This window comes from Stenotrophomonas sp. YJH_SMC_127 (genome assembly GCF_059372445.1).
This window is the reverse complement of the sequence record NZ_JCAFVO010000002.1, coordinates 60,120-82,803: the sequence shown is the minus strand read 5'-3', so window position 1 is coordinate 82,803 and position 22,684 is coordinate 60,120. Positions and strand designations below refer to the sequence as shown.

Here is a 22,684-nt window from a genome sequence, read left to right as displayed (position 1 = left end):
CGATGCCGGCCAGCGGCCGGCACTACCAAAGCCGCCTGATTCGACATGCCATGGCTCAGCCCCGGTAGGTGTCGACCTTGGTCGACATGCTCCTGCACCGTCGCGGATACCGGCCAGCGGCCGGCACTACCACCATCGCCTGAATCAACCTGCTGTGGCTCAGCCCTGGCAGGTGTCGACCTTGGTCGACACGGTCCTGCACCGTCGCCGATGCCGGCCAGCGGCCGGCACTACCGCCGCCGGGCATCGCGCACCCGGCGTACCTCATCAACCTCAATACACCGGCAGATCGATGTAACTGGCCTGCGCTGCGCTGTGCCAGACCCGCTGCGTGGCCTTCTGGTAATCGCCCGGCTTGGCCAGGTAGATGTTCGGCACGTACGTCTGCGGATTGCGGTCATACAGGGGGAACAGGCTGGACTGCACCTGCACCATCACCCGATGCCCCTTCTGGAAGGTGTGGTTGGCGTTGGGCAGGTCGAAGCGGTACGGCAGCACCTGGTTGGCGGCCAGCGGCTTCGGATCGCTGAAGCTTTCGCGGTAACGGCCACGGAAGATCGCCAGCGACACCGGCAGCTCGTAGCCACCCATCTCCGGCGTCGACGCTTCCTGGTCCGGATACACGTCGATCAGCTTCACCACCCAGTCGCTGTCGGTGCCACTGGTCGAAGCCTGCAGGTGCACCACCGGCGCGCCGCCAATGCGCAGCGGCGCGGTCAGCGGTTCGGTGATGAAGGTCAGCACGTCCGGGCGGCCATCAACGAATCGCTGGTCCTTGACCAGCCAGGTGGTCCACATGTCGCGGTCGCCGAAGCGGACCGGGCGCGGCACGAACGGTACCGGCTTGGCCGGGTCGGACACGTATTCCTCGAAGTCCCCCTCGCCCGCCGCCGGTGCCTGGAACGCCAGCTTGCCGCCGGCGCGCAGGTACAGCGGCTTGCTGCTGGCGGCACAGCCCTTGTCGCAGCTGCGCGGCCAACCCTTCAGGCGGTCCCAGTGGTTTTCGCCGGTGTTGTAGATCAGCACCGGCGGCGTATCGGCCTTCGGCGCGCCGTCCACCAGGTACTGGTCGAAGAACGGCTTGAGCACATCGCGACGGAACTGCAGCGCGGTATCGCCATCGAACTTCAGCGCACCCAGCTCGCTGCCGCCGTAGTTCACCTGGCTGTGCCGCCACGGGCCCATCACCAGATAGTTGCGGTTGTTGCCGCTGTCGCGCCCTTCCATCGCCTGGTAGGCGTGGTTGGCACCCCACATGTCTTCCTGGTCCCACAGGCCCTGCAGCCACATGGTCGGCACCTTCAACGGTGTCTTGGCCATCACCGCGTCCAACGCCTGGCCCTGCCAGAAGCCATCATAGGCCGGGTGCTCGACCAGCTTCTTCCACCAGGTCAGCTGGTCCACGCCGGTGAAACGCGCGTAGTCACCGGCCGAACCGAGGCGCAGGAAGGTGCTGTAGTCGTCATAGCCGAGGCTGGGCAGCGGCGTGCCCTTGCCGCGCTTCTCGGTCTGCATTGCGAAATAGTTGAAGTTGACCTGGCGGAACGCACCGTAGTTGAGCCAGTCGTCACCCATCCAGCCATCGACCATCGGGCTCTGCGGCGCGGCCACCTTCAGTGCCGGGTGCGGGTCGGTCAGCGCCATCACCACGGTGAAACCCTCGTACGATGAGCCGAGCATACCGACCTTGCCGTTACTCTCCGGCACGTTCTTCACCAGCCAGTCGATGGTGTCCCAGGCGTCGGTTGAGTGATCCACCCTGGTGTTGTTCAACGGCCCGCGCAGCGGCCGGGTCATCACGTAATCGCCTTCGGAGCCGTACTTGCCACGGATGTCCTGGAACACGCGGATGTAGCCGCCGTCGACGAACACCTCGTCGCCCTGTGGCAGCAGGTCGCGCATGCGCGGCGAGTCACTGCGGTTGGCACGGCCAGCAGCGTCGTAGGGGGTGCGGGTCAGCAGGATCGGGGCATTGCGGGCACCCTTGGGCACCACGATCACCGTATACAGCTTGATGCCATCACGCATCGGCACCATCACCACGCGCTTGTCGTAGTCACGACCGACATCGGGGGCAACGAAGGGCTTGCCGCTGATGTCCGGGGTCATCGGCGGGGTATCGGCGGCCAGCACGGCGCTGGACAGGCAAAGGGCAATGGCTACAGCGACGGCACGCACACGCATGGACAACCCCTCCCGGCAGGAAAGCTCCAAGCCTACTCCTGCCCCGAGCCATGAAGTGTGTGCGGGCTTTGCATTCTGCGGTGGATGCAGGCAGGACTGATGGCACATGTGCCTGCGTTGCCGCTGCGCTGGCCGGCAACTTCATGATCCTGCGGCGCGTTACGCGGTTGCCGGCCAGCAGCCGGCACTACCGGTCAGGCTACCGGCACTTCATGCAGGGCCAGCCAGCGCCAGCGCCCGGTTTCCTGCCGCAGCACCGCCAGTGACTCCCGCCATGCAGGCGTGCCGCCATCGATCGAATGCCCTTCGCGATAGCGCAGCACCGCCAGCGGTGAAGGCGCTTCCACCGCGTGCACGGCGTCGATGGAAATCCGCAGCCCGGGGCGCGCCCCGTGACCGCCCGCGAACAACGCCTGCACGGCTTGCCGATCCAATCGGCGACCCGCGATGCCGACCATGCTGAAGTCCGCGCTGAAGTGCGCCATCAGATCCTCCAGCGCATCGGCGCCGACATCGGCACGGAACCAGGCCTGCAGCTTGTCGTGCAGGTGGTGGATTTCATGTTCTGCGGTGGTATCCATCAGATGTTCTCCGGTTGCGAAAGGGTGAGCAACTGCGGCCGGCGCAGCAGCGCCATCGGCAGCAGGGTCAGTACCGCGGCCAGACCCAGCGCCATGCCGGTGGCGTGGGCCGGCAGCCATTGCATGGCCAATGCCAGCAGCAGCGCGATGGCCGCGGTGCCCAGGCAGAAGCTGAGCTGGCGGTTGAGGTTCCAGAGTGCGCTGGCATCGCCCAATGCTTCGCCCTCGACCCCATGGAAGGCCAGCGTCTGCGCGGTGCTGCTGCACAGGCTGCCGCCGGCGCCCATCAGAGCGAACAGCAGCCCGGCCAACGCGAAGGCCGGCTGCGGCAGCAGCGCCATCAACAGCAGGCCGCTGGCCTGCAGGAGCATGCCCGTACGCAGTACCGTGGACGGGCCGAAGCGCGCCAGCAGGCGCTTGCTGGCCGTGATCGCAATGGCCGAGGCCAGCGCCCAGGGCAGCATCAACGCGCCGATGCGTGCCGCGCTGTAACCGGCCTGGTGCAGCTGCAGGGTACTGACCAGCTGGCTGCCGATGAACACACCGGGCACTGCCAGATAGACCAGCATCGCCAAGCGCAGGCCCCGATGGGACAGCAGCGACCAGCGCAGCAGGGGCTGCGCCTGCTGCCGTGCATGCCGCAGGTGGGCCGCCGCCAACAGCATTGCGATCAACAGCAGTACGGCACCGGCGGCCCGATGGCCGGGTTCACCCAGCCAGGTCAACGCCAGCAGCAGCGCGCCCAGCGCCAGCATCGCGGTGGACAGCGCATAGGCCTGCAGGCGCGGCGCACTGCGCGCGCCATCGGCCGGCATCCAGGCCAGCACCAGGCCGATCGCCACCACCGCCAACGGCAGGCTGGCCCAGAGCACACCGCGCCAGGACAACCACTGCACCAGCACCCCGCCCAGCGCCGGCGCCAGTGCGGGCACCAGCAGCGCCACCAGCAGGATGCGGCGGGTCAGCGCGCCACGCTGGTCCGGCGTGCACTGTCGGTACGCTGCCGCCTGTGCCACCGGAATCAGCAGGCCGCCGGCCAGCCCCTGAAGCAGGCGCCAGCCCAGCAGCCAGCCGATACCCGGTGCGGCGCCGGCCAGCACAGCGGCAACCGCGAACAACAGCAACGCCACCAGCAGCAGGCGACGCTCACCACAGCGCGCGGCCAACCAGGGCGCCAGCGGAATCACCACGCTCAGGCCCAGCATGTAGGCGGTGCCCACCCAGGCCAGGGTACCGACATCAGCGTGCAGTTCCGCTGCCAGTGCCGGATAGGCCACCGTGGCGATGAACATGTTGACCAGATCCAGGGCGAACACCAGCAAGAAGATCGCCTCATGGCGCAGGCGGGGGGACGGCATCGGCGGCGCTCCAGCAAGGAAGCGTCCAGCATGCCGTCCGGGCTTTGTTGGAAAAACACGACAACACCTGCAACACTGTCAAATCTGTTTTGACAATGAATCGCCATGGTCAGCCTCGATCGCTTCGATATCTTCCGTGCCGTGGTCGAGGCCGGCAGCCTGACCGCAGCGGCCGATCGGCTCGGCCTGAGCCGTGCGGTGGTCAGCTTCAACCTGAAACGGCTGGAGCAGGAGCTGGGCGTGACCCTGCTGCTGCGCAGTACCCGCCACCTGGCCCTGACCGACGCTGGCGAACAGTTCCTGCAGCACTGCGTACAGGCGCTGGATGCCGCGCAGGCGGCAATCGATGCCGCGCGGCGCGACCAGCACCAGCTGCAGGGTGTGCTGCGCCTGACCACCACCCCGGAGTACGCGCAGCTTCGCCTGATTCCCGCACTGGAAGCCTTCCGTGCGCGGCATCCGGCCCTGCAGCTGCACCTGTCCACGTCTCCCGCGCCGGCAGACCTGATTCCCGAGCGCTTCGACCTGGCGATCCGTCTTGGCCGTCTGCCCGATTCGGGCCTGCATGCCAGTGAACTGGAACGGCACCCGCTGTGCGCGGTGGCGGCTCCGTCCCTGCTGGCACGCCTGCCCTCTGCCGATGCGGCCAATGACCCCGTGCAACTGGGCACCCTGCCCCGCCTGGGTTACCCGCGCCTGGCCGACGTGCCGGTGGTCGCGCCCGACGGCAGCGACGCCTTGTTTGCCACCAATCCGGGCAATGCGGTGGTGCGCGTGGATGGTGCCAGCAGCCTGCGCGCCTTCGCCGTGGCCGGCGCCGGGGTCACCGTGCTGCCACGCTGGCTGATCGAGGACGACCTGGCCCAGGACCGCCTGCGCCCGGTGCTGCGCCAGCACCGCTTCCCGCAGCAGAGCGTGTACGCGGTCTACCCGCACAGCACGCAGCCCTCGCCGAAGGTGCGGCAGCTGATCGATTTCCTGCGCGGGTGGTTCGCCATATGAAAAGGGGACGGAGGGGATTAAGTCGTTTATGCATAAACGACTTAATCCCCTCCGTCCCCTTTTTCAGGCACGGCCCTTGCGGGCCGTGCCTTCAAGCCTCAGCGCAGCACCTGCTCCACCAGCTGCACGTCCACCGTCTGCAGCGGTTCGGCGGCGTTGCGCGACAGCTGCACCTGGTAGGTGCCACCGTCGATCTTCCACTGGCGCGCCTGTGCATCGTAGTGGGCCAGCGTCTTCGGCTCGGCTTCGATGCGGATGCGGCGCTGTTCGCCCGGCTGCAGGGTCACCTTGTCATAGCCGATCAGGCGGATCGGCGTGGTGCTGCCGGCCGGCAGCTTCAGGTACAGCTGGGCCACGTCGGCACCGGCGCGCTTGCCGGTGTTGCGGATGTCGACGCTGGCGACCAGGCGCGAACCTTCCACGCTCACCTTCAGGTTGTCATAGGCGAACGAGGTGTAGGACAGGCCATGGCCAAAGGCGAAGGTCGGGGTCAGGCCCTTGGCCGCCATCCACTTGTAGCCGACGTTGGCACCTTCGATATCGAAATCGAACACATCACCGAACGGCTTGGCCGGCTTGAAGCCGAGGCCGTCGATGTGCGGGCGCGGCAGCTGCGATTCGTCCGTCACCCAGGTCACCGGCAGGCGGCCGGATGGATTGACCTGGCCGGTCAGCAGTGCGGCAATGCCTTCGCCACCGCGGATGCCCGGGTACCAGGCCTGCAGCATCGCCGGCACCTGCGCCAGCCACGGTGTGCGCACCGGGCCGTTGGTTTCCAGCACCAGCACGGTCTTCGGGTTGGCCTTGGCCACTGCCGAGATCAGGGCATCCTGGTTGTCCGGCAGCCGCATGTCCGGCAGGTCCACCGATTCGGCGGCCCACTGCGTGGCAAACACGATGGCCACATCCGCCTGCGCGGCCGCCTTGGCCGCAGCAGCGGCGTTGGTGCCATCCACATACGTGATAGTCGCGTCCGGGCGCGCCGCACGCAGCGATTCCAGCGGCGAGGACGGATGGAAGATCACCGGGCCCGGCCAGGTGGTCGGCATCACGCCGGGCACCGCGTTGGTGCCCTTGGCGGTCACGCCCACCATCGATGAACCACCGCCACCGATCACGCCCTTGTCGGCATGGCCGCCGATGATGACGATGCGCTTCACGCTGTCGGCCAGCGGCAACAGGTTGCCCTCATTGCGCAGCAGCACGCTGCCCTCCTCCACCGTGCGCTGGGCAACGGCGAAGCCGGCCTCGGCATCCACCTTCTGGTGCTGCGGCGGGTTGTCGAAGTTGCCATGCAGGAACATCGTGCGCAGGATGCGCGCCACCATGTCGTTCAGGCGCGCCTGCGGCACCACGCCGCCATGCACGGCCAGGCGCAGCGGTTCATCGAAGAACACCGCCGCGTCGAACACCTCACCGGCCGACTGCTGGTCCAGGCCGGCCAGCGCAGCCTTCGAGCCACTGTGCACGCCACCCCAGTCGGACATCACGAAACCGGGGAACTTCCATTCCTGCTTCAGCACCTGGTTCATCAGGTAGCCGTTCTCGCAGCCGTAGGTGCCGTTGATCTTGTTGTACGAGCACATCGCCACGCCCGGGCGACCGGCATCCAGCGCGATCTCGAAGGCCAACAGGTCCGACTCGTGCATGGCCTGTTCGCCGATGCGCACGTCGTGGAAGTTGCGACGGGTCTCCATGTCGTTCAGCGCGAAGTGCTTCATCGAGGAGATCACGTGCTGGCTCTGCACGCCCTGGATCAGCGCGCCAACCATCGAGCCGGCCAGCAGCGGGTCTTCGCCGGCGTACTCGAAGTTGCGGCCGTTGCGCGGGTCACGCTGCAGGTTGACGCTGCCCGACAGCAGGATATTGAAGCGCTGCTGCCACGCCTCGCGGCCCATCGTGGCGCCACCGGCGAAGGCAACTTCGCGGTTCCAGCTCGATGCGGTGGACGGGCCCGATGGCATTGCCGTGGCGAAGTCGCCCGGGCGGATGCCCCCCGGATTGGTCACGCCGACACCGGCATCGGCCGACTGCTGCGACGGGATGCCCAGCCGCGGTACGCCCGGCACGAAGCCGGCCGAACCGACCGCACCTTCCGGCAGCGGGCCGCCGTCCTTGCCCAGCCCGAAGTAGCTGTGCAGCATCTGGAACTTCTCATCCTCGGTCATCGCCTTCAGCAGCAGCGCAGCGCGCGCATCGGCGTTGAGCGTGGTGTCCATCCACGGCGTGTCGCCGTGCTTGTCGGCGGCATAGGCCAGGGTCAGCAGGGTGGCACGCAGCGTGCTGCCTTCCACCTTGAACGGCGCGCTGCTGGCGGCCTGGAAGCCGTCGCTGAAATAGCTGGCATCGGCTTCCAGCGCCACACGCGCCGGATCGAAGCCTGCGGCCTTGGCAGATTCACCGGCCACCGCGCCGAGCAGCACCGCCGGTGCACCCAGCCGCGAACGGGTGACCAGCGCCGGCAGCTGCGCCGCACCTGCACCGGCATCGGTATAGACCGCCACAGTGTGGCGGCCATCGTCCAGGCGCAGGTAGTTCAGGCCCGGCTGGTCGGGGCCGGATTCAGCGGCGATCGGCAGCCGGGTCAGAACAGCCTGGCCGCGCTGGGTCTGGCCATCGTCCTTGCCGGCGGCAATGAAGCGGTACTCGTAGCCCAGGCCATCGGCCAGCACCTGCAGCGGATCGACCTGGCCGATGCCGCGCTGCACCTGGCGCACGCTCACCGCGTCCACCTTCAGGCTCTTCAGTTGCGCGGCCAGCGCCGGCATCGCCTCGGCGTGGGGCGCCTGTTCCAGGGTCAGCACAGTGAACGCGGCCGGGTCGGCCCAGGCCGGAGCGGCCAGTGCGGCAGACAGGGCCAGAGACAGTGCAAGCGGTTTTGTAAACGTTTTCATCGGCAGGCGTAATTCCGTTGCCAAGGCAATCGGTCCAGGGAAAGTGCCGCCGAAGGGTGCAGCGTTCATGCCGCGCAGGGGTTGCCAGGCAACGCCCCGCAGGCCGATGGACGGGCCGGTCTGCGCGCGGGACCCTCCTCCCGGCGTGACAACCTGCCTGCCCGGGCCGCGCAGGGCGACCCAATCCTGGGAAGATTGTGCGAGGGCGTTCACACCTGTCAACAGGACCTAAGTCACAGGGGCAACCCGGCCAATGGTTATCAGGCCATCACTGGCGGTCATCAGCGCGCCGCGCGAGGCTGCTGATAATGGAGATCCCTGGCCACGAAGCGAGCCCATGACCGTACATCGCGACTTCGATCATCTCTGGCGCGACCGCTGTGACACCTCCAGCCAGCGCGCACCGCGCGTGCTGATCCGGGTGTTCGTGGCCCCGGGCGAGCTGGAGCGCAGCGTGGCGTTCTACGAGCAGTTGCAGGGCGTGGTAGCCGATGCGGGGTTCCCGTTCCCGGAAGCCGGGCTGCGCCTGGCGATGGTCGGCGCCTTCCTGCTGATCGAAGGCAGCCAGGCGGCACTGGCCCCGTTCACCTCGACCACGGGGACACTGCTGGTCGATGATGTTCGGCCCTATCACGACAAACTGGTCGCCGCCGGCGCCGAGATCATCTTCCCGCTGCAGGTAGTCCCGACCGGGGCGGCGTTCAATGCGGTGCATCCCGATGGCACCGTGGTTGAATACGTGCATCACCGGCCGGATCCGCACGGGCGGTGAGGGGACGGCCGGGCTGCGCCCGGCACCCGCAGAGGCAACGGCCAAAGCAACAGCGGGGCTCCTGTGGGTAGGCGGGGTGGGTCCGTTGGCGGGGGACGCCGTGAATCCGTCCCTGGAGGCTCGGTCGCGCCATCCATGGCGCTCACGCCCCCGCCAACGGACCCACCCCGCCTTCAACAATTTCTCGCAACCTGCGGTAGATCCACGCCATGCGTGGATGCTCTTCGTTTCATTGTCGAAATATTTGATTTCGATGGAGATTCATCCACGCATGGCGTGGATCTACAATCCCTCAATGTCCTCCCCCACCCTGCCCTGGAATGGCACGTTGCTGCTGGATGCTCACGTGGCCGTGCTGCAGGGTCATGCCGGTGACAGCGCCGCGCACGCGCACTACGCCCATCAACTGCTGCTCAGCGACGGCGCAGCCTGGCAGGTCGAGGTCGATGGCGTGCAGCAGCAAGGCCAGCGACTGTGGCTGCCATCATTCCAGTCGCACGCGATCCTGTTAGCGCCAGAAGCAGGCTGCACGGTGTTTCTTGAGCCGACGCATGCCAATCCCGCACAGATCCAGCAATACCTGCACGCACTGCCGGGCAACGCGCTGGAACTGCACGGCTGGCTGCCACGGCTGAGCCGCCCGCAACCGCTGGACCGCCGCGTGCAGGCGGCATTGGCCCGTATCGCCCAGCACCTGCCCGGCCCGGTGCCGGCCGCCGATATCGCCGGGGCGGCGCACCTGTCGACCAGCCAGCTGCACCGGCGTTTCCAGTCTGATCTGGCGGTGACCCTGCGCGGCTGGGTGCTGTGGCAGCGGCTGCGCCGCGCACTCATGCATCATCTGCGCGGGCACACCCTGACCGACAGTGCGCATGCCGCTGGATTCGCCGATCTGGCCCATCTGTCGCGCAGCCTGCGCCGCATGTTCGGTATCGGTGCCGCACAGCTGCAGGGCCTGCAGCTTCACGCGGCCTGACACGGCCCATCATCCGCGCCTGCGCAGACCTTCCGGCAGCTCCGGCACCTCGCCGTGCGGCAGTTCGCGGAACGGCGCCAGCAGCTGTCCCGGATAATCGCGCGGATAGTCCGGTTGGCTGCCGATGCCGAGGTCGCGCTGCTGCAGCCGATAGCCCGGCGCATCGAAGGCGGTCCCCAGCAGGTGATCCCAGACGGTCAGGAACAGGCCGAAGTTGACGTCGCCAGCGGTGCCGTAACGCATGTGGTGGAAGCGGTGCAGCGGCGCCCACGCCATCACCCGGCCCAGCAGGCCCGGGCGCATGTCCACGTTGGAGTGCTGCAGCAGCAGCTGGATGGCAATGGCGAAGGCCAGCACCGCAGCCACCGGCATCGGCAGGCCCAACAGCAGCAGCGGCAGTACGCCGCCCACTGCTTCGGCCGCCTGGTGCAGCGGATGCTTCATCAAGCCGTTGAAGCCGTACATGCGGATGACGCTGTGATGCACCGCGTGCAACCGCCACAGCCAGCCGATGCGATGGCTGGCGTAGTGCACCAGGGTAATGCCAAGGTCGGCGCAGACGATGGCCAGCAGTACCTGCAGAACGAACGGCCACTGCAGCGGCCACAGCTGCCACGGAAGGAGCGCTGCCAGCAGCGGCACCGCAGCGATCGACAGCAGGTTCAGGCTTTCGTTGACCAGTGCATGCAGGGTGTCACGCAGACTGTCGCCGTGGTCGTGGTTGAACGCGGGGTCATACGGCCAGGCACGTTCGGCAGCGAACGAAACCGCGATGGCGACCGCCAGCAAGGCCAGCAGCCATAGCGGATCGCCATGGAGGTGGCCGACCCAGACGACGGCGGCGGCAACGAAACCGAGCAGGAACAACGGGGCATACAGGCGGAGGATCCAGTGTTTCATGGGCAACCCGGAACGTGAGGGGCCTGCATGCTGGCGCGGCACGACGGTTGCGGGCTTGAACAAACGGCGCAACCCGCCCCGCCTCGGTGGATATCCCCCCTTTGCCCGACACCGCGTTTCCCCCACCCACGGATGGCGTGGATCTACAATGGCGCCCTCATCGCGCCCGGTACCGGCATGGATTCCTTCAACCTGATGCGCGCCTTCCGCCGCATCGTCGAACGCGGCGGGCTGGCCCGCGCTGCCGAAGACCTGGGCATGTCGCCGGCCGGGCTGAGCAAGCAGTTGCGCGCGCTGGAAACGCACCTGGGCGTGGTGCTGCTGCAGCGGACCACGCGGCGCATGAGCCTGACCGAGACCGGCCACGCCTATTACCGCGAATGCTGCCGCCTGCTCGACGAATTGGACGCATTGGAACGTGGCATCGCCGAACAGCGTGGCGAGGTGGCCGGGCGCCTGCGTGTCAATGCACCGCAGTCGTTCGCACTGAGCACGCTGTCGCCGCTGCTGCCACGCTTCCTGCAACAGCATCCACAGCTGTCGCTGGACCTGGTGATGGAAGATCGCCTGCTTGATGCGGTCGGTGAGGGTTTCGATGTGTCGTTGCGGCTGCGTGCCGAGCTGGACGACTCGCGACTGGTGGCGCGCCGGCTTGCCTCGCTGCAACAGGTGCTGTGCGCTGCCCCGTCCTACCTGCGGCAGCGTCCAGCACCGCAGTCGGTGGACGATCTGCAGGTGCACAGTGTGCTGGCCTACAGCCTGTCCGACTCCCCCGGCAGCTGGCCGCTGCTCGGCCCGGATGGGCAGGTGACCATCACCCTGCCGGCACGCGTCACCGTCAACAACAGCCTGCTGCTGCGCGACCTGCTGGTGGCCGGCATGGGCATCGGCGCCCTGCCCTCGTTCCTGGCGGCACCAGCGCTGGCCCGTGGCGAACTCCAACAGGTGCTGCCCGACCACCGCTATCCGCCACGCTTCGTGCATGCGGTCTATCCCACGTCGCGCCACCTGCAACCCAAGGTGCGTGCCTTCATCGATTTCCTGCACGCCGAGCTGCCCCGCTGCGCCGGCCTGGATTCGTAACCGCCAGCGAAAACTGAGCTGCCCACGGCGCGCTGTTTCGGCCCCGCCGCGCTGCCTAATCTGCCGCCTCCCCTCTCACCGATGGCAGGCAGATGTCTCCCGTTCCTTCCCCCGCCACCGCCGCGCCGGTGGTCGACTTCTTCCACGACGTGGTCTGCGGCTGGTGCTTCGTGCTGGCCCCGCGCCTGCAGCAGGTCTCGGCCGAACTCGGCATCCAGGTGCGCCATCGCAGCTTCGTGCTGCAGGACTCGCGCGCGCAGATGGTCGAGGTGTTCGGCTCGATGGAGCGCGCCAAGGCGATCATCCTGCGCCACTGGACCGACTGCGCCGCGCATGAAGACAGCGCGCGCATCGATATCGAAGGCATGCGCGCACAGGACTTCGAATATCCCTCCGGCTGGCTCGGCGCACTGGCCTGCCAGGCCGCAGGGTTGATCGGCGGCAATGATGCCCATGGCGCAATGTTCGACGCGGTGCAATGGGCGCACCTGCACCAGCACCGCAACATCGGCGACGCCGAAGTGCTGCTGGATATCGCCGAATCACTGGGCCATCCCCGTGGTGCCTTCGCTGACCACATGCGCAGCGACGCAGTGCGCCAGCGCGTGCAGGCCGATCGTGCCGACGCCGCTGCCCTCGGCATCCGCTCCATTCCCACCGTGATCGGCGGCAACGGCCTGCGCCTGCAGACCCTGCCGCTGCCGCAACTGCGCCAGGCCCTGGCGCCCCTGGTCGCGGCCTGAGCCGCACCCTCCCCCACCCTGCAAGGAGATTCCCCCATGACCCCACGTATCCTGGCCAGCGCGCTGGCCCTGCTGCTGGCCGGCACCGCGGCGTCCACCACCGTGTCCGCGCACGAACGCGTTCCCTCCGGCCAGCAGGTCGGCACCAGCCCCTGGGGGCCGAAGGACGAGATCGGCCGGCTCAACCTGATCACCGAAGCCTCGCGTGCGGCGATCCTGTCGCGGGTCAGCGGCGGCAAGGCCTATGACCTGGCCACCGACTACTACGTCGGCATGCCCAGCTGGCAGGACGCCGGCGACCCGCACTACCAGTTCTGGATGACCCACACCCCGCGCGGCACGGTGATGGATGATCCGATGGGCGTGGGCGAGACCATGAACCTCACCCGCAGCTACACCGGCACCGCGTTCTCGATGTACAGCCACACCGGCACCCACATCGATGCGCTGAACCACTTTGGCATCCACGGAAAGATCTGGAACGGCTTCGAGGCCGACAAGCATCTCGGCGATCGTGGCTGGAATGTCACCGGCATCGAGAAATTCCCGCCGCTGATCGCGCGTGGCGTACTGATCGACGTGGCCGCCGCCAAGGGCGTGGACATGCTGCCGGACAGCTACCGCGTCACCCGCCAGGACCTGAAGGATGCGCTGGCACGCCAGCGGGTGAAGCTGCAGCAGGGCGACGTGGTGCTGATCCGCACCGGCCGCATGCGCCTGTTCGAACAGCCCAAGGCCTACATGGCCAACCCGCCGGGCATGGGTCTGGACGCGGCGCGCTTCCTGGTTGAGGACAGCGGCGCGATGATCGTCGGCGCCGACAACCTGAGCTTCGAGACCTTCCCCTCGGAGGTGGCTGACGACTACGTGCCGCTGCACACCTACCTGCTGGCCCAGCAGGGCGCGCCGATCATCGAACTGGTGGCGCTGGATGAACTGGCCCGCGACAAGGTCTACGAGTTCGCCTTCATCGGCGGCCCGCTGAAGATCCGCGGCGGCGATGCCGCGCCGCTGCGCCCGGTCGCGCTGCCGGTCCGCCCGTAACCGGGCCCTGTGGGTGCCGACCTGGGTCGGCACTCCTTTCCCACTTCAGCAACCTGAAACCCGGCCCGCCAATTTCATTAGTAATTCTACTCACAAGGCGAGTAGCATGTCTGGTCTCAGCCCCTGATACCAGCCCGCCGATACTCGCTCCATGCCTGTCGTTTCCGCCCGTTCCTGCCGCTTCCAGCCCGCCCGGCGCCTCCCTTGGAGGACCGGCTGATGGGCGCCGTCGTCGCCCTCGACCGGCTGCTGGACGGCCGCCAGTTGTGGCGCGGCCCGGCCCGCCAAGGGCCGGCCAGCGACCACCTGGCCAGCGGCCACCCGGCGCTGGACGCACGCCTGCCCGGCGGCGGCTGGCCGGCCAGCGGGCTGTGCGAGGTGCTGCAGGCGGCGCCGGGCGTTGGCGAACTGGCCCTGGTCTGGCCGGCGCTGGCCAGGCTGAGCCAGCGCGACCGCCCGATCGTGCTGGTCGCCCCACCCTATCGCCCGCATGCCCCGGCCTGGGCTGCGGCCGGGCTGGATCTGGCCCAGCTGCAGATCATCCATGCTGCGCCGAAGCAGGCGCTGTGGGCGGCCGAACAATGCCTGCGCTCTGCCGCCTGCGCGGCGGTGCTGTGCTGGCCGCACCAGGCCGACGATCGCGCCCTGCGCCGGCTGCAGGTCGCCGCCGACAGCGGCCAGTGCCTGGGCTTCGTGTTCCGCGAGGCGCAGGCAGCGCGCAACCCCTCCCCGGCCAGCCTGCGCCTGCAGCTCGACCACGGCCAGGTAAGGGTGCTGAAGTGCCGTGGCGGCCTGCCACCCGCGCAGCCGTTGCCACTGGCCATCACCCACTGAGGCCGCGCCATGCACTGGGCCTGCCTGTTGTTGCCGCAGCTGGCGCTGGACAGCGTGCTGCGCCTGCAGCCGGACCCCCAGCGGCCACTGGTGCTGCTGCAGGGCCCAGCGCAGCGCCGCGTGCTGCGTGCGGTCAGCCCGGCCGCGCGCGCAGCAGGGCTGCGCCCGGGCATGCTGCTGTCGGCCGCGCAGGTGCTGGTGCAGGACATGCACCTGCACGACTACGACCCTGACGCGGAACAGCACACCCGGCAGCTGCTGGCCAGCTGGGCCTACGCCTACAGCTCGCAGGTCAGCCTCGATTTCCCGCATGCACTGGTGCTGGAAATCGGCGCCAGCCGTGCCCTGTTCGGTGACTGGCTGACGATCGAAAAGCGCCTGCGCAACGAACTGCATGAACTCGGTTTCCGCCACCGCCTGGTGGCCGCGCCCACGGCGCATGCCGCGCGCGTGCTGGCCAACGTCCACGACGGCCTCGGCATCGATGCGCAGCAGCTGCCAGCGGCACTGGCGCAGCTACCCTTGCCGCGCTGCGGCCTGCCCAGCGACGCGGTGACCGTGCTCGGCCGTTCCGGCCTGCGCACGCTGGGTGCGGTGCTCGAGCTGCCGCGTGACAGCCTGGCCCGGCGCTTCGCACCGGAGGTACTGCAGCAGCTGGATGCACTGCGCGGCCTGCCCACCGCGCCGCTGCGCTACTACCAGCCACCGGACCGTTTCGATGCGCGCATCGAATTCGAATACGAGATCGAATCCAGCCAGGCCCTGCTGTTCCCGCTGCGCCGCCTGCTGCTGGACCTGGCCGCCTTCCTGTGTTCGCGCGATGGCGGCGTGCAGCGCTTCGACCTGCATTTCGAGCACGACCTGCTGCCGGCCAGCGTGCTGACCATCGGCCTGCTGGCCCCCGAACGCGATCCTGCGCTGCTGTTCGAGATCGCACGCAACCGCATGGAAGCGTTCGCCCTGCCGGCCGGCAGCCGCGCACTGCGCCTGCAGGCCGAGCAGCTGCCACCGTTCGTGCCCGCCGCGCGTGACCTGTTCGATACCCGGCCGGCGCAGGCGATGCCCTGGAACCAGCTGCGCGAGCGCCTGCGTGCGCGGCTGGGTGATGACGCCGTGCAGCCGCTGGCGGTGCAGGCCGACCATCGCCCCGAACGCGCCAGTGGTACCCAGCCACCGGCCAAGCCCCCGTCGTACTGGCCACTGCGCCCCGGCTGGTTGCTGGACACCCCACAACCGTTGCGTGACCCGCGCCTGCGCATCGTCGCCGGGCCGGAGCGGATCGAATCGGGCTGGTGGGACCAGGCCGACGCACGCCGCGACTACTACGTGGTGGAAACCGCACACGGCCAGCGCGGCTGGGCCTTCCGTGAGCGCAACGATCCGCATGCGCCGTGGATGCTGCACGGCTGGTTCGGCTGAGCCGCCATGCACAGCGAACTGCCCGGCTACGCCGAACTGCACTGCCTGTCGGCCTTCAGTTTCCAGCGCGGTGCTTCGATCGCCGAAGAACTGTTCGCGCGCGCCGCTGGCCAGGGTTACCGGGCACTGGCGATCACCGACGAATGCTCGCTGGCCGGCATTGTGCGCGCCTGGCAGGCGGCGAAGGCGCATGGCGTGGCGCTGATCGTCGGCGCCGAATTCCAGGTCGAGGACGGCCCGAAGCTGGCCCTGCTGTGCACCGACCAGGCCGCCTATGCCGGGCTCTGCCAGTTGATCACCACCTGCCGGCGGCGCGCAGCCAAGGGCGAGTACCGCTGCCTGCGCGAGGATCTGCTCGGCCTGCCCGACGGCCTGCTGTGCCTGTGGCTGGACCGGCAACCGGCCGCCACCGACCTGGAACTGCTGCGCGCCGGCTTCAATGATCGGCTGTGGTTGGCGGTGGAGCTGCACCACGAACACGACGACGCACGCCGCCTGCAGCAGCTGCAGGCCTTCGGCCAACGCCACCGCCTGCCGCTGGTCGCCAGTGGCGACGTGCACATGCACGTGCGCCGCCGCCGCGCCCTGCAGGACACCCTGACCGCGATCCGCCACCGCTGCAGCGTGGCCGAGGCTGGCTGGCGCCTGTTCCCCAACGGCGAGCGCCATCTGCGTCCGCGCACCGCGCTGGCCCAACTGTATCCGCCCGAATTGCTGGCCGAGACCCTGCGCATCGCCGAGCGCTGCCACTTCACCCTGGAACAGCTGCAGTACACCTACCCACGCGAGCTGGTGCCCGAGGGGCATGACCCGGACAGCTGGCTGCGCGTGCTGGTCGAGCGTGGCATCCCCTGGCGCTGGAAAGGCGGCATCGAACCGAAACAACGCGAGCAGATCGAACACGAACTGGCGTTGATCAAGCAGAAGAACTACGCCTCGTACTTCCTCACCGTGCAGGACATCGTGCGCTTCGCGCGCAGCCAGGACATCCTCTGCCAGGGCCGCGGCTCGGCGGCCAACTCCGCGGTGTGCTTCGTGCTGGGCGTGACCGAGATCGACCCGGCACGCAGCAACCTGCTGTTCGAGCGCTTCATCTCCGCCGAGCGCGACGAGCCACCGGATATCGACATCGATTTCGAGCACGAGCGCCGCGAGGAAGTGCTGCAGTACGTGTTCAAGCGCTATGGCCGCGAGCGCGCCGCACTGACCGCGGTGGCAATCAGCTACCGTGGCCGCAGCGCGATCCGCGACGTGGCGCGTGCACTTGGCCTGCCGATGGACCAGGTCAACGAACTGGGCGCGGCGATGGACCACTGGGGCGGCAACATCCCATTGCCGGAAACCCTGCGCGAGCGCGGTTTCGATCCGGACACGCCCTTGATGCGGCGCCTGCTGGCGCTGACCGCCGAGCTGATCGACTTCCCGCGCCACCTGTCGCAGCACCCCGGCGGTTTCGTGATTTCCGAACATCCCCTGTCGACCCTGGTGCCGGTGGAAAACGCGGCGATGGCCGACCGCACCGTCATCCAATGGGACAAGGACGACCTCGACGCCACCGGCCTGATGAAGGTCGACTGCCTGGCGCTGGGCATGCTTACCGCCATCCGCAAGTGCCTGGCCATGCTGAAACAGCATGGCCTGCATGAAGGACGCATGGATGCGATCCCGCCCAAGGATGCAAAGACCTTCGACATGATCTGCGCCGCCGACACCATCGGCGTGTTCCAGATCGAATCGCGCGCACAGATGGCGATGCTGCCGCGCATGCAGCCACGCACGTTCTATGACCTGGTGATCGAGGTGGCAATCGTGCGCCCTGGCCCGATCCAGGGCGACATGGTGCACCCCTATCTGGAGCGGCGCCGGATCCTGCGCGAACAGGGACCGGACGCGTTGAACGACCCGGACAACCCGCTCTACCCACCGCAGCTGGAACGCGTGTTCGCACGCACGCTGGGCGTGCCATTGTTCCAGGAACAGGTGATGCAGCTGGCGGTCGAAGCAGCCGGTTACACGCCTGGCCAGGCCGATGCCCTGCGCCGTTCGATGGCGGCCTGGAAACGCCGTGGCGGCTTGGAACCGCATCGTGAAAAACTGCTGGCAGGCATGTTGAAAAACGGCTTCAGCCGCGAATACGGTGAGCACCTGTTCGAGCAGATCAAAGGGTTCGGTGATTACGGTTTCCCGGAAAGCCACGCCGCCAGCTTCGCCCTGCTGACCTATAACAGCTGCTGGCTGAAATGCCACCATCCGGCCGCGTTCACCGCCAGCCTGATCAACAGCCAGCCGCTGGGTTTCTACAGCCCCGACCAGCTGCTGCAGGACGCGCGCCGGCATGGCATCAGCGTGCTTCCCGTGGACGTGCGCCACAGCGACTGGGATTGCACGCTGGATTTCAGCAGGGGCGCGGCCGCGATCCGGCTCGGCCTGCGCCTGGTCGACGGCTGCAATGAAGCGGCTGTACAGGCCATCATGCGCGAACGTGCACGGCGCCCGTTCGACGATGTGGGCGACCTGTGCCAGCGCACCGCCCTGGATCGCCGCCAGCAGGGCCTGCTGGCCGATGCCGGTGCGCTGCGCGGGCTCAGCGGCCATCGCCATCGTGCACGCTGGGATATCTCCGGCGTGGAGAACCGGCTGCCGCTGTTCGACCAGGCCCGCGCTACCACTGAAGCACGTGTGCCGCTGCCCCTGCCCAGCGCCTGGGAGGACATGCAGGCCGATTACCGCAGCATCGGCACCACCCTCGGCCGCCACCCGATCTCGTTCCTGCGCACGCAGCTGCGCAGCCGCGGCTGCCTGGATGCCGCGCAGCTTGCGGGCCACGGCCATGGCCGTCGCGTGCGCATCGCCGGCCTGGTCCGCATGCGCCAGCGCCCGCAGACCGCCAGTGGCGTTACCTTCCTCACCCTTGAAGACGAGACCGGCATGGTCAATGCCGTGGTCTGGCGGCACCTGGCCGATCGCCAGCACCGGGTCCTGGTCGATACCCGGCTGATGCAGATCGACGGCCGCCTGGAACGCGTCGATGGCGTGCAGCATGTCATCGTGCAGCGCATGCACTGCCTGGATGAACTGTTGCAGGGGTTGCGCAGCCACAGCCGCGATTTCCATTGACGATACACAGCGTCACACAATGAACTGGCCATCGGTCGCCCGCATCCGCTATCGTCGCTGCATCCAAGGAAGGACGACACGATGCCGCGCGCACTGCTGCTGACCACGCTGGTGGTCTCCACACTCGCCCTGCTGGTTTCCGGCTGGACCGCCTGGAGCCTGCATCGCAGCCAATCGCCACAGCGCATCATCGAAGCGCGCGGGCTGATCATCCACGATGGCACGGGCCAACCCCGGGTGATCCTAGGCGCGCCGGTGCCCGACCCCCTCAGCCGGGGCCGTATCCAGGGGCCGCGCGCCACCGCCCTGTCCGGCCTGATCCTGCTCGGCCCGGATGGCTCCGAACGCGGGGGCTATGGCACCAGCGATCGCGGCGGTGAAGCCGTGCTGACCCTGGACGATGCCAATGGCACCACGGAAGTGTTCAAGGTGGTGGCCAACCCGGACCGTGGTGCCAGCCTGATGGTCAAGCACCAGAACAACACCGGCGCCATGCTCACCTCATGGCAGGGCAAGCCGGAACTGATGTTCGTCGATGACAGCGGCCAGTCCTACTACGTGCGCCCGGGCGCCAACGCCGCGCCCTGATCTGCTTCTGTAGCGTCGAGCCATGCTCGACTGCTTCTACCAACAGCAGCCGAGCATGGCTCGGCTCTACAAAGGCGAAGCAACGTCGAGCATCGCTCGACGCTACAGACCGCACACCGCCGCCAGGTCGTCAGCCAGCGGCCGCAGTTGCGCCGCGCCCAGCGCCGCGCAGGTGATGCGCAGGCCATGTGCCGGCGCCGCCACCGCGAACACCTCGCCAGCGCGCACATGCCATCCGCGCGCGGCCAGCGCCAGCACCTGCGGATGGCTGTCGCCCGGCAACGGCAGCCACAGGTTCAATCCCTCCATCGGCAGCGGCGTCGGCACGCCACGCGCGCGCAGCAGTTCCTGCAGCGACTGCAGGCGCTGCTGGTAACGCTCGCCTGCCGAGGCGATCTTCGCCCGCTGCGTTGACGACGCCAGCACCGAGGTTGCCGCGTCCTGCAGCAGGTGACTGACCCAGCCGATACCGGATGCCAATCGCAGCCGCAACCGCATCGCGGTTTCTTCATCGCAGGCCAGCCAGGCCAGCCGCAGGTCGGGGCCGAGCGGTTTGGACAACGAGCGCAGCAGCGCCCAGCGCCGCCCATCCAGCGGCAGTACCGAGTGATAGGCCTGCTGCGAGAGCAGCGCATAGTGATCGTCGATCAGCACTGCTACCTGCGGGTACGCCGCCAGCAACTGCCGCAACGCCCGCGCCCGCTTCGCATCCAGGCTGGCCCCGGTCGGATTGTGCGCCCGGGGGGTGAGCAGCACCGCACGTGCACCAGCCTCCAGCGCCTGCCGCAGCGATTCGACCTGCATGCCCTGGGCATCCACCGCCACCGGCAACGGCGCATGACCCGACGCATTGAGCACATTGAGGCTGCCGAGGAAGCATGGATCCTCCACCGCGATGCGATCCCCCGGCAGCAGCCACGCCGCCAGCAGGCGCTCGATGCCATCGACCGCGCCATGGGTCAGCTCCAGCGCATATCCCTCAGGGCAATCCGCATCCAGCGAGGCGCGTGCCAGCACCTGCAACCTCGTGTCGACCGTACCCACGCCATACAGCCGCGGCGCCGCCGGGGTCAGGCGCAGGTTCGGCAGCAGGCGCGGATCCGGGTTGCCACCGGCCAGGTCCTGCAGCGCCAGCCCCGGGGTGCTGCCCTCGCGCGCCAGCGGCGGCGGCAGGCCACGCACCACCGTGCCGCGGCGGCCCGCCGTGCTGGCCAGTCCCGCCGCATCCAGGCGCTTGTAGGCAGCAGCCACGGTGTTGCGGTTCACGCCCAGCTGCTCGGCCAGTTCACGCACCGGCGGCAGCACGCTACCGGCCGACAGGCGACCCTTGCCGATGCCGTCGCGGATGCTGTCGAAGATCGACTCGGCGCTGTGCCCGGTGATTTTCATTTTGTCCTATGCCAAAATATCTCTTGTCCTGTGCCAGTGTATCCCACCCTGGCCACCCTGCATTGGAGGTGCCCGCATGCCCCTTGCCGCTGCCGACTGGCCCGTCGCCCAGTCCGTTGAACAGATCGCCGCCAACCTGGTCACGGTGCGCCAACGCATCGCCGATGCCTGCGCCCGCGTCGGCCGTGACCCGGCCAGCGTGCGCCTGCTGCCGGTCAGCAAGACCGTCGATGATGCCCGCATCCGCATGGCGGTGGCCGCCGGTTGCCGCGAGCTGGGCGAGAACAAGGTGCAGGAGGCGCAACGCAAGGCCGAGACGATGGCCGATCTTGGCGTGCACTGGTCGGTGATCGGGCATCTGCAGACCAACAAGGCGCGCTACGTGGCGCGCTTCGCCAGCGAGTTCCAGGCGCTGGACAGCCTGCGCGTAGCCGAAGCACTGCAGCAGCGCCTGCAGCTGGAAGACCGCACGCTGGATGTGTTCGTGCAGGTCAACACCTCCGCCGAACCCAGCAAGTACGGCTTGGAACCCGCTGCCGTCGAGGCCTTTGTGCAGCAGCTTCCAGCGTTCGATCACCTGCGCGTACGCGGCCTGATGACGCTGGCCATCTTCACCCCGGAGGTCGAACGCGTGCGTGCCTGCTTCGTGCGCCTGCGCGAACTGCGCGACCAGCTGCAGCGCACTGCACCTCCCGTCATCGACCTTTCGCAGTTGTCGATGGGCATGTCCGGGGACTTCGAAGTGGCGATCGAGGAAGGTGCCACCGTGGTCCGCGTCGGGCAGGCCATCTTCGGCGCACGCGCCACCCCGGACAGTTTCTACTGGCCCAGCAATGGAGCCCCCGCATGAAGCACGCGGTCGTCCTGCAACACGTCGCCTTTGAAGACCTCGGCACCCTGCAGCCACTGCTGTCGGCACAGGGCTGGCAGCTGCAGGTGCTGCAGGCCGGTATCGACGCGCTCGACTCCGCCGAAACCGCCGACCTGCTGGTCGTGCTGGGCGGCCCGGTCAGCGTCAACGATGTTGATCGCTATCCCTTCCTCAACGACAGCATCGCGTTGTTGCAACGTCGGCTGCAGCAGCAACGGCCCACGCTGGGCATCTGCCTCGGCGCGCAGCTGATGGCGCGCGCACTCGGTGCCGACGTCGCCGCCAGTGGTGGCAAGGAGATCGGCTTTGCGCCACTGCTGCTGACTGATGAAGGCCAGCGTTCTCCGCTGCAGTCCCTGCAGGGCATTCCGGTACTGCATTGGCACGGCGAGGCGTTCGAACTCCCGGCCGGTGCACGACGCCTGGCCAGCACGCCGGCCTGCCGCCACCAGGCCTTCGCCATGGGCAGCCATGCGCTGGCCCTGCAATGCCACCCGGAACTGGATGCCCGCCAGTTCGAACGCTGGCTGATCGGCCACACCCTGGAGCTGGCGCAGGCCGGCATCGATCCGAACGATCTTCGCGCCCAGGCACGCCGTTACGGTGCACCGCTGGCGGCGGCGGCCACCGCGATGTTCGACCATTGGCTGCAGGAGCTGCCGGAGACACCGCAATGAACTACCGATTGCAGATCCACCGCGATGGCGCCCACTGGGGCCACTTCGACTGCAGCGGCCCCGATGCCATGCAACGCATGGACACCATCGCCGCGCAGCTGCCTGCCGAACAGGGCTTCCAGCTGAAACGGCAGAAAGGTGTCGGCGAAGAGCGCATCCTGTCCAGCAATGCCGACGGCCTGCGCGTACTGGCTTCGCAGATCCAGTACCGCGACATCTGACGATCGTCACGGTAGTGCCGGCCGCTGGCCG

The 22,684-nt window shown here is 68.1% G+C and carries 19 protein-coding genes; 13 read left to right on the top strand and 6 right to left on the bottom strand.

Annotated elements, in window-relative coordinates:
• Positions 1-273: 273 nt before the first annotated feature.
• From AC5QAB_RS05705 to AC5QAB_RS05695, 3 genes are all read right to left on the bottom strand, one after another.
• Entirely contained in the window at positions 274-2,184 is a 1,911-nt protein-coding gene (locus tag AC5QAB_RS05705) for a CocE/NonD family hydrolase (protein ID WP_197562115.1), read from the bottom strand.
• 194 nt (positions 2,185-2,378) lie between these two features.
• Positions 2,379-2,765 carry a DUF4440 domain-containing protein gene (locus AC5QAB_RS05700; protein WP_032957712.1) on the bottom strand — a complete coding sequence of 129 codons (387 nt, stop codon included), beginning with the start codon at positions 2,763-2,765 and terminating at the stop codon, positions 2,379-2,381.
• Positions 2,765-4,123, bottom strand: a complete 1,359-nt coding sequence (locus AC5QAB_RS05695) for an MFS transporter (protein WP_197562114.1) — start codon at positions 4,121-4,123, stop codon at positions 2,765-2,767. Before AC5QAB_RS05695 ends, AC5QAB_RS05700 begins: the two co-directional genes overlap by 1 nt.
• 105 nt (positions 4,124-4,228) lie before the next feature.
• Between AC5QAB_RS05695 and AC5QAB_RS05690 the strand changes: the two genes are divergently transcribed.
• Complete coding sequence (locus tag AC5QAB_RS05690) at positions 4,229-5,125, top strand: LysR family transcriptional regulator (RefSeq protein WP_014647501.1); 897 nt, start codon at positions 4,229-4,231, stop codon at positions 5,123-5,125.
• A 98-nt stretch (positions 5,126-5,223) separates the two neighbouring features.
• On the opposite strand, the gene AC5QAB_RS05685 is transcribed toward AC5QAB_RS05690, so the two are convergent.
• A complete protein-coding gene (locus tag AC5QAB_RS05685; RefSeq protein ID WP_197561975.1) occupies positions 5,224-8,019 on the bottom strand; it encodes a glycoside hydrolase family 3 C-terminal domain-containing protein in 2,796 nt (931 codons plus the stop codon).
• Between the two features lie 337 nt (positions 8,020-8,356).
• On the opposite strand from AC5QAB_RS05685, the gene AC5QAB_RS05680 reads away from it, so the two are divergent.
• Both AC5QAB_RS05680 and AC5QAB_RS05675 read left to right on the top strand, forming a co-directional pair.
• On the top strand, positions 8,357-8,791 hold the full coding sequence (locus AC5QAB_RS05680) for a VOC family protein (protein ID WP_014647503.1): 435 nt from the start codon (positions 8,357-8,359) through the stop codon (positions 8,789-8,791).
• A 271-nt stretch (positions 8,792-9,062) separates the two neighbouring features.
• Positions 9,063-9,767, top strand: coding sequence for an AraC family transcriptional regulator (locus AC5QAB_RS05675; RefSeq protein ID WP_134965955.1), 705 nt, complete (start codon positions 9,063-9,065; stop codon positions 9,765-9,767).
• Positions 9,768-9,776: 9 nt separating this feature from the next.
• Here AC5QAB_RS05675 and AC5QAB_RS05670 read toward each other — a convergent pair whose 3' ends face one another.
• The gene (locus AC5QAB_RS05670) at positions 9,777-10,667 is read right to left on the bottom strand and encodes a sterol desaturase family protein (RefSeq protein WP_134965956.1); all 891 of its coding nucleotides are present in this window, start codon (positions 10,665-10,667) and stop codon (positions 9,777-9,779) included.
• 132 nt (positions 10,668-10,799) lie between these two features.
• Here AC5QAB_RS05670 and AC5QAB_RS05665 point away from each other — a divergent pair, with 132 nt between their 5' ends.
• The 7 genes from AC5QAB_RS05665 to AC5QAB_RS05635 all read left to right on the top strand — a co-directional run bounded on the left by AC5QAB_RS05665 (position 10,800) and on the right by AC5QAB_RS05635 (position 19,495).
• Positions 10,800-11,750: a LysR family transcriptional regulator gene (locus tag AC5QAB_RS05665; protein ID WP_014647506.1), complete on the top strand. Its 951-nt coding sequence runs from the start codon at positions 10,800-10,802 to the stop codon at positions 11,748-11,750.
• A gap of 92 nt (positions 11,751-11,842) precedes the next feature.
• Positions 11,843-12,493, top strand: coding sequence for a DsbA family oxidoreductase (locus AC5QAB_RS05660; RefSeq protein ID WP_014647507.1), 651 nt, complete (start codon positions 11,843-11,845; stop codon positions 12,491-12,493).
• A 36-nt stretch (positions 12,494-12,529) separates the two neighbouring features.
• Positions 12,530-13,537, top strand: a complete 1,008-nt coding sequence (locus AC5QAB_RS05655) for a cyclase family protein (RefSeq protein WP_053496083.1) — start codon at positions 12,530-12,532, stop codon at positions 13,535-13,537.
• 219 nt (positions 13,538-13,756) lie between these two features.
• Positions 13,757-14,371 carry a translesion DNA synthesis-associated protein ImuA gene (gene imuA / locus AC5QAB_RS05650; protein ID WP_014647509.1) on the top strand — a complete coding sequence of 205 codons (615 nt, stop codon included), beginning with the start codon at positions 13,757-13,759 and terminating at the stop codon, positions 14,369-14,371.
• 9 nt (positions 14,372-14,380) lie between these two features.
• Positions 14,381-15,790 (top strand): Y-family DNA polymerase, encoded by a 1,410-nt coding sequence (locus AC5QAB_RS05645; protein WP_046431214.1) that lies wholly within the window; start codon positions 14,381-14,383, stop codon positions 15,788-15,790.
• Between the two features lie 6 nt (positions 15,791-15,796).
• Positions 15,797-18,907, top strand: coding sequence for an error-prone DNA polymerase (locus AC5QAB_RS05640; RefSeq protein ID WP_197561972.1), 3,111 nt, complete (start codon positions 15,797-15,799; stop codon positions 18,905-18,907).
• An 81-nt stretch (positions 18,908-18,988) separates the two neighbouring features.
• Positions 18,989-19,495 carry a hypothetical protein gene (locus AC5QAB_RS05635; protein ID WP_032957269.1) on the top strand — a complete coding sequence of 169 codons (507 nt, stop codon included), beginning with the start codon at positions 18,989-18,991 and terminating at the stop codon, positions 19,493-19,495.
• A gap of 102 nt (positions 19,496-19,597) precedes the next feature.
• Here AC5QAB_RS05635 and ptsJ read toward each other — a convergent pair whose 3' ends face one another.
• Positions 19,598-20,884 (bottom strand): MocR-like B6 salvage transcription factor PtsJ, encoded by a 1,287-nt coding sequence (ptsJ, locus tag AC5QAB_RS05630; protein ID WP_197557588.1) that lies wholly within the window; start codon positions 20,882-20,884, stop codon positions 19,598-19,600.
• Positions 20,885-20,960: 76 nt separating this feature from the next.
• Between ptsJ and AC5QAB_RS05625 the strand changes: the two genes are divergently transcribed.
• Genes AC5QAB_RS05625 through AC5QAB_RS05615 form a run of 3 tightly spaced genes read left to right on the top strand, consistent with a single transcriptional unit; the run spans position 20,961 to position 22,653 of the window.
• A complete protein-coding gene (locus AC5QAB_RS05625; protein WP_495233207.1) occupies positions 20,961-21,734 on the top strand; it encodes a YggS family pyridoxal phosphate-dependent enzyme in 774 nt (257 codons plus the stop codon).
• Positions 21,731-22,432, top strand: coding sequence for a glutamine amidotransferase (locus AC5QAB_RS05620; protein WP_049406205.1), 702 nt, complete (start codon positions 21,731-21,733; stop codon positions 22,430-22,432). Before AC5QAB_RS05625 ends, AC5QAB_RS05620 begins: the two co-directional genes overlap by 4 nt.
• Entirely contained in the window at positions 22,429-22,653 is a 225-nt protein-coding gene (locus AC5QAB_RS05615; protein WP_014647516.1) for a hypothetical protein, read from the top strand. Before AC5QAB_RS05620 ends, AC5QAB_RS05615 begins: the two co-directional genes overlap by 4 nt.
• Positions 22,654-22,684 lie beyond the last annotated feature (31 nt).

What these genes read in the sequence shown, in the direction of transcription:
- AC5QAB_RS05670 (WP_134965956.1), bottom strand. Translation starts at nt 10,667, where the DNA reads ATGAAACACTGGATCCTCCGCCTGTATGCCCCGTTGTTCCTGCTCGGT.
- AC5QAB_RS05680 (WP_014647503.1), top strand. Translation starts at nt 8,357, where the DNA reads ATGACCGTACATCGCGACTTCGATCATCTCTGGCGCGACCGCTGTGAC.
- AC5QAB_RS05615 (WP_014647516.1), top strand. Translation starts at nt 22,429, where the DNA reads ATGAACTACCGATTGCAGATCCACCGCGATGGCGCCCACTGGGGCCAC.
- AC5QAB_RS05620 (WP_049406205.1), top strand. Translation starts at nt 21,731, where the DNA reads ATGAAGCACGCGGTCGTCCTGCAACACGTCGCCTTTGAAGACCTCGGC.
- AC5QAB_RS05700 (WP_032957712.1), bottom strand. Translation starts at nt 2,765, where the DNA reads ATGGATACCACCGCAGAACATGAAATCCACCACCTGCACGACAAGCTG.
- AC5QAB_RS05640 (WP_197561972.1), top strand. Translation starts at nt 15,797, where the DNA reads ATGCACAGCGAACTGCCCGGCTACGCCGAACTGCACTGCCTGTCGGCC.
- imuA (WP_014647509.1), top strand. Translation starts at nt 13,757, where the DNA reads ATGGGCGCCGTCGTCGCCCTCGACCGGCTGCTGGACGGCCGCCAGTTG.
- AC5QAB_RS05625 (WP_495233207.1), top strand. Translation starts at nt 20,961, where the DNA reads ATGCCCCTTGCCGCTGCCGACTGGCCCGTCGCCCAGTCCGTTGAACAG.
- AC5QAB_RS05695 (WP_197562114.1), bottom strand. Translation starts at nt 4,123, where the DNA reads ATGCCGTCCCCCCGCCTGCGCCATGAGGCGATCTTCTTGCTGGTGTTC.
- AC5QAB_RS05690 (WP_014647501.1), top strand. Translation starts at nt 4,229, where the DNA reads ATGGTCAGCCTCGATCGCTTCGATATCTTCCGTGCCGTGGTCGAGGCC.
- AC5QAB_RS05635 (WP_032957269.1), top strand. Translation starts at nt 18,989, where the DNA reads ATGCCGCGCGCACTGCTGCTGACCACGCTGGTGGTCTCCACACTCGCC.
- AC5QAB_RS05675 (WP_134965955.1), top strand. Translation starts at nt 9,063, where the DNA reads ATGGCGTGGATCTACAATCCCTCAATGTCCTCCCCCACCCTGCCCTGG.
- ptsJ (WP_197557588.1), bottom strand. Translation starts at nt 20,884, where the DNA reads ATGAAAATCACCGGGCACAGCGCCGAGTCGATCTTCGACAGCATCCGC.
- AC5QAB_RS05645 (WP_046431214.1), top strand. Translation starts at nt 14,381, where the DNA reads ATGCACTGGGCCTGCCTGTTGTTGCCGCAGCTGGCGCTGGACAGCGTG.
- AC5QAB_RS05705 (WP_197562115.1), bottom strand. Translation starts at nt 2,184, where the DNA reads ATGCGTGTGCGTGCCGTCGCTGTAGCCATTGCCCTTTGCCTGTCCAGC.
- AC5QAB_RS05655 (WP_053496083.1), top strand. Translation starts at nt 12,530, where the DNA reads ATGACCCCACGTATCCTGGCCAGCGCGCTGGCCCTGCTGCTGGCCGGC.
- AC5QAB_RS05660 (WP_014647507.1), top strand. Translation starts at nt 11,843, where the DNA reads ATGTCTCCCGTTCCTTCCCCCGCCACCGCCGCGCCGGTGGTCGACTTC.
- AC5QAB_RS05665 (WP_014647506.1), top strand. Translation starts at nt 10,800, where the DNA reads ATGGCGTGGATCTACAATGGCGCCCTCATCGCGCCCGGTACCGGCATG.
- AC5QAB_RS05685 (WP_197561975.1), bottom strand. Translation starts at nt 8,019, where the DNA reads ATGAAAACGTTTACAAAACCGCTTGCACTGTCTCTGGCCCTGTCTGCC.